The sequence below is a fragment of the Poinsettia branch-inducing phytoplasma str. JR1 genome (assembly GCF_000309465.1).
Classification (GTDB): Bacteria; Bacillota_I; Bacilli_A; order Acholeplasmatales; family Acholeplasmataceae; genus Phytoplasma; species Phytoplasma pruni.
Window position 1 is genome coordinate 1 of sequence record NZ_AKIK01000047.1, and the last position, 5,855, is coordinate 5,855.

Below are 5,855 nucleotides of genomic sequence, written 5' to 3' on the forward strand. Positions count from 1 at the left end.
ATCTTTTTTTATTATATATTATCTGTATATAAAAAGAATAAAAGAGGTTCAGGATGTTTGCGGAAATTATTATAGATGTAGAAAGCGCTTCGTTAAATCAATGTTTTGATTATATTATACCTGCAGAATTAGAACCTTTAGTGAAAAAAGGTATGAGAGTGATTGTGTCTTTTGGTAAGCAAAATACACACCGTTTAGGTTATATTGTTAATATTAAATCCACTAGTAAATTCGCGGAAAAACCCATTATTGAATTATTGGATAAAACTCCTTTTTTCGATGAAGAAATGTTTTTATTGGCTGATGAAATTTTAAAAATTCCTTTTACGCTTAAATCTTCTGTTTATAGAACTATTTTTCCGAAAAGCCTTTTAGTCCCTTATGTTAAAAAAATAATTGTTCTTCAAGAAGAATTAATTCCTTCTGAAATTAAAACTTATTTAGAGAAAAATAAATGGCTTTTAAAGGTAGAAAAAGAATCTTTAAACAAGAAGTTACAAAAATTAAAAAACCAAAAAATCATTGATATTATCACTATGACTAAAGATGATTTAAAAGAATTATCTTACGAAAATATGATGAAAAAAACTGTTCGTAAAAAAAAATCCTTTATTATAGAGGAAAACAAAAATGTTTCAGAAGAACTAGTTAATAAAGAAATTGTTTTAACTTCTCAACAACAAGCTGTTTTTGATAAAATCGATTTATTTCGTCATCAAACTTATTTATTATATTATGACAATGATTTAGATAAGACTCACCTTTATTTAAAATTAATAGAACACAATTTAGCCAATCAAAAACAAATCCTTCTTTTGGTGCCGGAAATTATTTTAATTAAACAATTGGTGGCTCAAATTAAAACTTTTTTTCCTCATTTGCCAATATCCGTTTTAAACGGAGAAATGAGTCATTTAGAAAATTTTAAACAAAATCAAGCCATTAAAGAACAAAAAATTAATTTAGTGATTGGCACTAGGATGGCGGTTTTTTCACCTCTTAATAATTTAGGAATTATCATTATTGACCAAGAACATGACGAATCTTTATTAGAAAAAGAAAAAATACCCAATTATGATTCTAAAGAGTTGGCTCATATTAGAAGCCTTTACCACAATATCCCTTTAATTTTAAGCAGTCCTACCCCTTCTTTAGAAAGTTATTATTGTTTTAAAAAGAAACAATATGAATTGTTAGTTTTAAAATTAAATGATAAAGCTAAAAAGATGAAACTCATTGATATGAGGGAAGAATTGAAAAAAGGGAATTTATCGTCTTTATCTACAGAATTAACTCAAACTTTAGAACAAAATATTGAAAATGATCGTAAAAATATTTTATTTATTAATTCGAAAGGTTTTTCTCCTTTTGTTTTGTGTCGTTTTTGTAGTTATGTTCCTAAATGTGTTAAATGTCAACAAAGTTTAACTTTTTTTCGTTCTAAAAACATTTTAAAATGTAGTTTTTGCGGATATAGTGAAAAATTTACTCCTAAATGTCCGTCTTGTGCAGAAATAGCTATGAAAAAAGTTAGTTTAGGCATTGAATATGTGGAAGATTTTTTACAAGATAAATTTCCACACAGTAAAATAGTGAGAATGGATTCAGAAACTATTACTAATGTCAAAAAATATGAAAAAATATTAAACGATTTTAAAAAAAATAAAATAGATATTTTATTAGGAACTCAAATTATCGCTAAAAATTTCAATTTTTCTAATGTCGCTTTAGTGGGCGTCATTATGGCAGATATTTTATTAAATATTCCTCATTTTAAAGCTTCAGAAAAAACCTTTCAATTATTAACTCATATAGCTAAACACGCTCAAGAAGAACAAGTTATGGTACAAAGTTACGATACTCAACATTACGCTATTACGAGCGCTGTGAACTATAATATCAATTATTTTTTAAAAACCAATTTACAAGAAAGAAAGACTTCCCAAAATCCGCCTTTCGTTTTTGTTAGTAAAATAATGATAGCTCATAGGTTTATTAACAATGTGTTAAATATCACTCATAATTTAAAAAAAATTTTAGAAAACAATGTTTATCATAAAATAAAAGTTTTAGGTCCTTCTATTCCCTTAATTCCTAAAAAAAACAACTTATATCGCGTTTTATTAACGATCAAATATAACGATTGGCCTTTAAATTTAGATTTTATTATTCAAAATCATTTACAAAAAGATGCTTTATTGTTGTTCGATCGTTTTGCTAATATTATTTAATTATCGTCAATAAAAAAAGACCCTTTTATGGTTCTTTTGTTGTATATTTTTAGAAGAATAAGGTTTGATGTTATTTTACACTTTTGACTGTTCCATCTTTGATGCAATAAGTAGTTTTGATTTCTGTACCTATTAAAAAGTTATATTCTGTTATGGAGTAGATGGAAACATTGGAATTATAAGATATGTATTTTGTTGGTTTCTCTGTTTGAGGATTGTAGAAAAAATTCCGAACTTATCGATTCTTTGCAATAATAAGTTGTTTTTTCATAGTTTCTTGTGTTAACATCGTAATTGAAAACTGCAAAAATTAACCCTTTATAAAAATCTACAGTTTTAAAATGCTTCCCTTGAACTGTTCCAAAACTTTAGACACTTTTTGCTTTTTAAAAATTCTTTAAGACTAACTATTAAGTTAGTCTTTTTGTCTTTTAAAAGACTAAAAAATAATTTCCTATCTTTTCTAAAAACGTTTTTAGAAAGGATTAAAATGTTAAGACAAGAATTATTTAAAGCATTTTTAAAAAACAAAAATAATTTAGAAATCAGAAATCAATTAATCGATTTACATTTGCCCTTAGTAAATAAATTAGTTAAGCGATTTAAATATTATCCGCGCGTCCTTCAAAAAGATGATTTATATCAAGAAGGAGTTTTAGGATTAATCAAAGCTTTAGATAATTATGTAGATTTAGGATATGACTTTATTGCTTACGCAACTCCAACAATAAAATCAACAATCAACGAATTAATAAGAAAAAGCCATTCTCCTTCTGTTCCCCAAAAGACTCATAAATCTAATAACACTTCTTTTCAAGAAGAAAAACACACACGGCATTATCAAATTCCTAATCCTCATCAAATATGGTTAAAACAAGTAAATCATGAACTATTTTTAAAAAAACTAAAAACTAAATTAAGTAAAAAAGAATTTAATATCATTAGATTAAGTTTTGGCATTCCTTTAGGAAATATTCATGAAACTTATCAACCGAGTTATTCTAATCAAGAAATAGCCTATAAACTTAATTTAACTTTAAGACAAGTAGAAACTCTTAAAAATATAGCAATCAATAAATTGAAAAAATAAATTATATGAAACTAGAAAATATTTTCTATCTTTTAATATTTTTCTTGCATTGTTTGTTTCTATTATCTTTGGTTGAGACTATTACTTAATGTAAAATTTAAACTCAATATAAAACAAAGAAAAATAACTTTACCAAATAACCACAACATCATCAACATTAAAAATAATTAAAATAAGGAGAATAAAAAAATGTTAAATACAGTTCAATTAATTGGTCGTATTACTCATGATCTTGACAAACAATATCTTAAGGTTAACAATGAACAAATCCCTAAAATAGATTTTCAATTAGTGGTTAACCAAGGAAAGGACAAAGTTCAATATATTCCTTGTGTGGTTTTTAGAACTCAAGCTGAAAATTTTCATAAATACTTACATAAAGGATCTAAAATTTATCTAGAAGGAACATTATCTGTCCAAAAATACACTAACAACGAGGGCCAAAAGAAAACACATACCAAAGTTATCGTCCATAAAGTGATGATCTTTTTAGACAATAAATCTGCCCCAACTGATAATTTACCATTTTAAAACAACATATTATTATATCCTCATTTCAAATAGGTAAAAAAATAGAACCTCGGGCAGAGGCTTTATTTCTATAATAACGGTATCTTTTTGTACCGTTATTTTTATTTTAAAATAAAAGAACATTAATATTAAATATCTTAACTTTTTAAAAGAAAACCATAAAGGAGAATAAAAAATCATATGAGCGACGCCATGACTGAAATCTACCGCGGGACTTACTTCAAAGACCGCAACAAATTAAAACCAAAAAATAAAACCAATAAAAACAAAAAGGAGAAACCCAAAAATGACTAAAAAAGAATTAATCAAAAACATAGCTGAGGCAAATAAAACCTCAATTTCAAAAACAGAAGAATTTTACAATTCATTCGAACATACCCTAATAGAATCAATTACTTCCAACGAAGAAGTAACATTATCATCTAAACTCGGTAAATTCATTTTAAAAACAAGAAAAGCTTATACTGGTAGAAACCCACAAACAGGAGAAAAAATAAAAATACCTGCAAAAACCATAGTAACTTTCAAATTATCTAAAACCATTAAAGATAAAGTGAAAACTTTAATTTTAAAATAACCAAATTATTTTCTTTCAAAAACCTAAGAAAGGAGGTTATCTATGACATTAAACAAAAAAATTTATCTTAGTTTGATCGGATTATTAAGTTTAGGTTTGTTGATTTTATTAATTTTTGGTATCACCCATTCTCGTCCACCAACTCAAAAACCAACATTAACCAAACAACCTTCATCAACACAACAACAAAAGATCGACAATCAAATAAAATTAGAACAAGCAAAATTCCAAGAACTGCAACAACAAGATCACGCCTTAAAAAATCAAATTGAAGAAAATGTCAAAACTTTAACTGAAACTATTGCCAAAATTAAAACTCTTCAAACGGAATTAACTAATAACCCACAATTACCCCCAAACACGAAAAACCAAAAACAACAACAATTAACGGAATTGAAAAATCAACAACAAAACCATCAAACCTTAGTGAATAATTTATTAGAACAAAGAAAAGCTTTAAACCAAAATCAAAAAGAAAAACAAGAAGAATTAGCAAAATTATCTCAAGAAAAAGCCCAACTTCAAACGCAAGAAAACCTCCAACAACAAATTTTTCAATTAAATCAAGCGCTTAATTATGTTGAAGCAAATCAAAAAAGAATTGAAGAATTAAAAACTCAAAAAGAATATCGCACAAATCAAACCGAATTAAAAAATTTAAATTCTTTTTATCTTTTCTTAACTGGACAAAAACTTTATTTTACCAAACAAAAAAATAATTTAACCTCTCAATTAAATCTCTTAAAAGCTAATAAACCTTTAGTAAATATTAAGAATAAAGTAACCTTTAAAGATGTCTACGGGATGGAAAACGAAAAAGAAGAATTAGAAGATTTATTGACTTATTTTCAAACGAATCAATCACTAATTAATTTTGATAAAGTACGTCCGAAAGGTTATCTTTTATATGGACCACCAGGAACAGGTAAAACTTTTTTAATCAAAGCTTTATGTGGTGAGGCTAACGTTCACTTTATTAACTTAATTCCTGCTAAATTAGACCAAAAATATATTGGCGAAGGAAAAGCTGCCTTAGAAAAAATTTGGCAAGAAGCCGAAGAAAATGATAAAACAATTATCTTTATTGACGAAATTGATGGTTTGCCTGAGGTGTTCCAAAAGTTTAGACACTTTTTGTTTTTTAAAAATTCTTTAAGACTAACTATTAAGTTAGTCTTTTTTCTTTTCAAAGACTAAAAAATAATTTCCTATCTTTCAAAAAATATTTTTTGAAAGGAATAAAAATGTTAAGACAAAAATTATTTAAAGATTTTTTAAAAAATAAAAAGAATTTAGAAATTCGCAATCAATTAATCGAACTTCATTTACCTTTAGTAAAAAAACTAGCTTATCATTTTAAATATTACCCTAAAGTTTTAACTAAGGAGGATTTATATCAAGAAGGGATTTTAGGATTAATCAAAGC

General features: G+C 25.9%; 6 protein-coding genes and 1 pseudogene. 6 read left to right on the forward strand and 1 reads right to left on the reverse strand.

The features are described from left to right. Positions 1 to 53: 53 nt before the first annotated feature. On the forward strand, positions 54 to 2,231 hold the full coding sequence (gene priA, locus ON17_RS01325) for a replication restart helicase PriA (protein ID WP_017191692.1): 2,178 nt from the start codon (positions 54 to 56) through the stop codon (positions 2,229 to 2,231). A 70-nt stretch (positions 2,232 to 2,301) separates the two neighbouring features. Here priA and ON17_RS03990 read toward each other — a convergent pair. Beyond that, positions 2,302 to 2,439, reverse strand: a pseudogene (locus ON17_RS03990) (DUF2963 domain-containing protein); the annotation flags it as partial. Between the two features lie 282 nt (positions 2,440 to 2,721). On the opposite strand from ON17_RS03990, the gene ON17_RS01330 reads away from it, so the two are divergent. From ON17_RS01330 to ON17_RS01350, 5 genes are all read left to right on the forward strand, one after another. Further along, a complete protein-coding gene (locus ON17_RS01330) occupies positions 2,722 to 3,321 on the forward strand; it encodes a sigma-70 family RNA polymerase sigma factor (RefSeq protein ID WP_017191693.1) in 600 nt (199 codons plus the stop codon). 189 nt (positions 3,322 to 3,510) lie between these two features. Next, positions 3,511 to 3,852, forward strand: coding sequence for a single-stranded DNA-binding protein (locus tag ON17_RS01335; RefSeq protein WP_017191694.1), 342 nt, complete (start codon positions 3,511 to 3,513; stop codon positions 3,850 to 3,852). A 286-nt stretch (positions 3,853 to 4,138) separates the two neighbouring features. Then, positions 4,139 to 4,429: an HU family DNA-binding protein gene (locus ON17_RS01340; protein ID WP_017191697.1), complete on the forward strand. Its 291-nt coding sequence runs from the start codon at positions 4,139 to 4,141 to the stop codon at positions 4,427 to 4,429. A gap of 42 nt (positions 4,430 to 4,471) precedes the next feature. Beyond that, positions 4,472 to 5,626, forward strand: coding sequence for an AAA family ATPase (locus ON17_RS01345; protein ID WP_017191698.1), 1,155 nt, complete (start codon positions 4,472 to 4,474; stop codon positions 5,624 to 5,626). Between the two features lie 47 nt (positions 5,627 to 5,673). After that, positions 5,674 to 5,855 (forward strand): sigma factor (locus tag ON17_RS01350; protein ID WP_017191699.1); only part of this gene is annotated, 182 nt, incomplete at its 3' end.

Excerpts from the sequence above, each read along its gene's own strand:
- ON17_RS01340 (WP_017191697.1), top strand. The coding sequence starts at position 4,139 with ATGACTAAAAAAGAATTAATCAAAAACATAGCTGAGGCAAATAAAACC.
- priA (WP_017191692.1), top strand. The coding sequence starts at position 54 with ATGTTTGCGGAAATTATTATAGATGTAGAAAGCGCTTCGTTAAATCAA.
- ON17_RS01330 (WP_017191693.1), top strand. The coding sequence starts at position 2,722 with ATGTTAAGACAAGAATTATTTAAAGCATTTTTAAAAAACAAAAATAAT.
- ON17_RS01335 (WP_017191694.1), top strand. The coding sequence starts at position 3,511 with ATGTTAAATACAGTTCAATTAATTGGTCGTATTACTCATGATCTTGAC.
- ON17_RS01345 (WP_017191698.1), top strand. The coding sequence starts at position 4,472 with ATGACATTAAACAAAAAAATTTATCTTAGTTTGATCGGATTATTAAGT.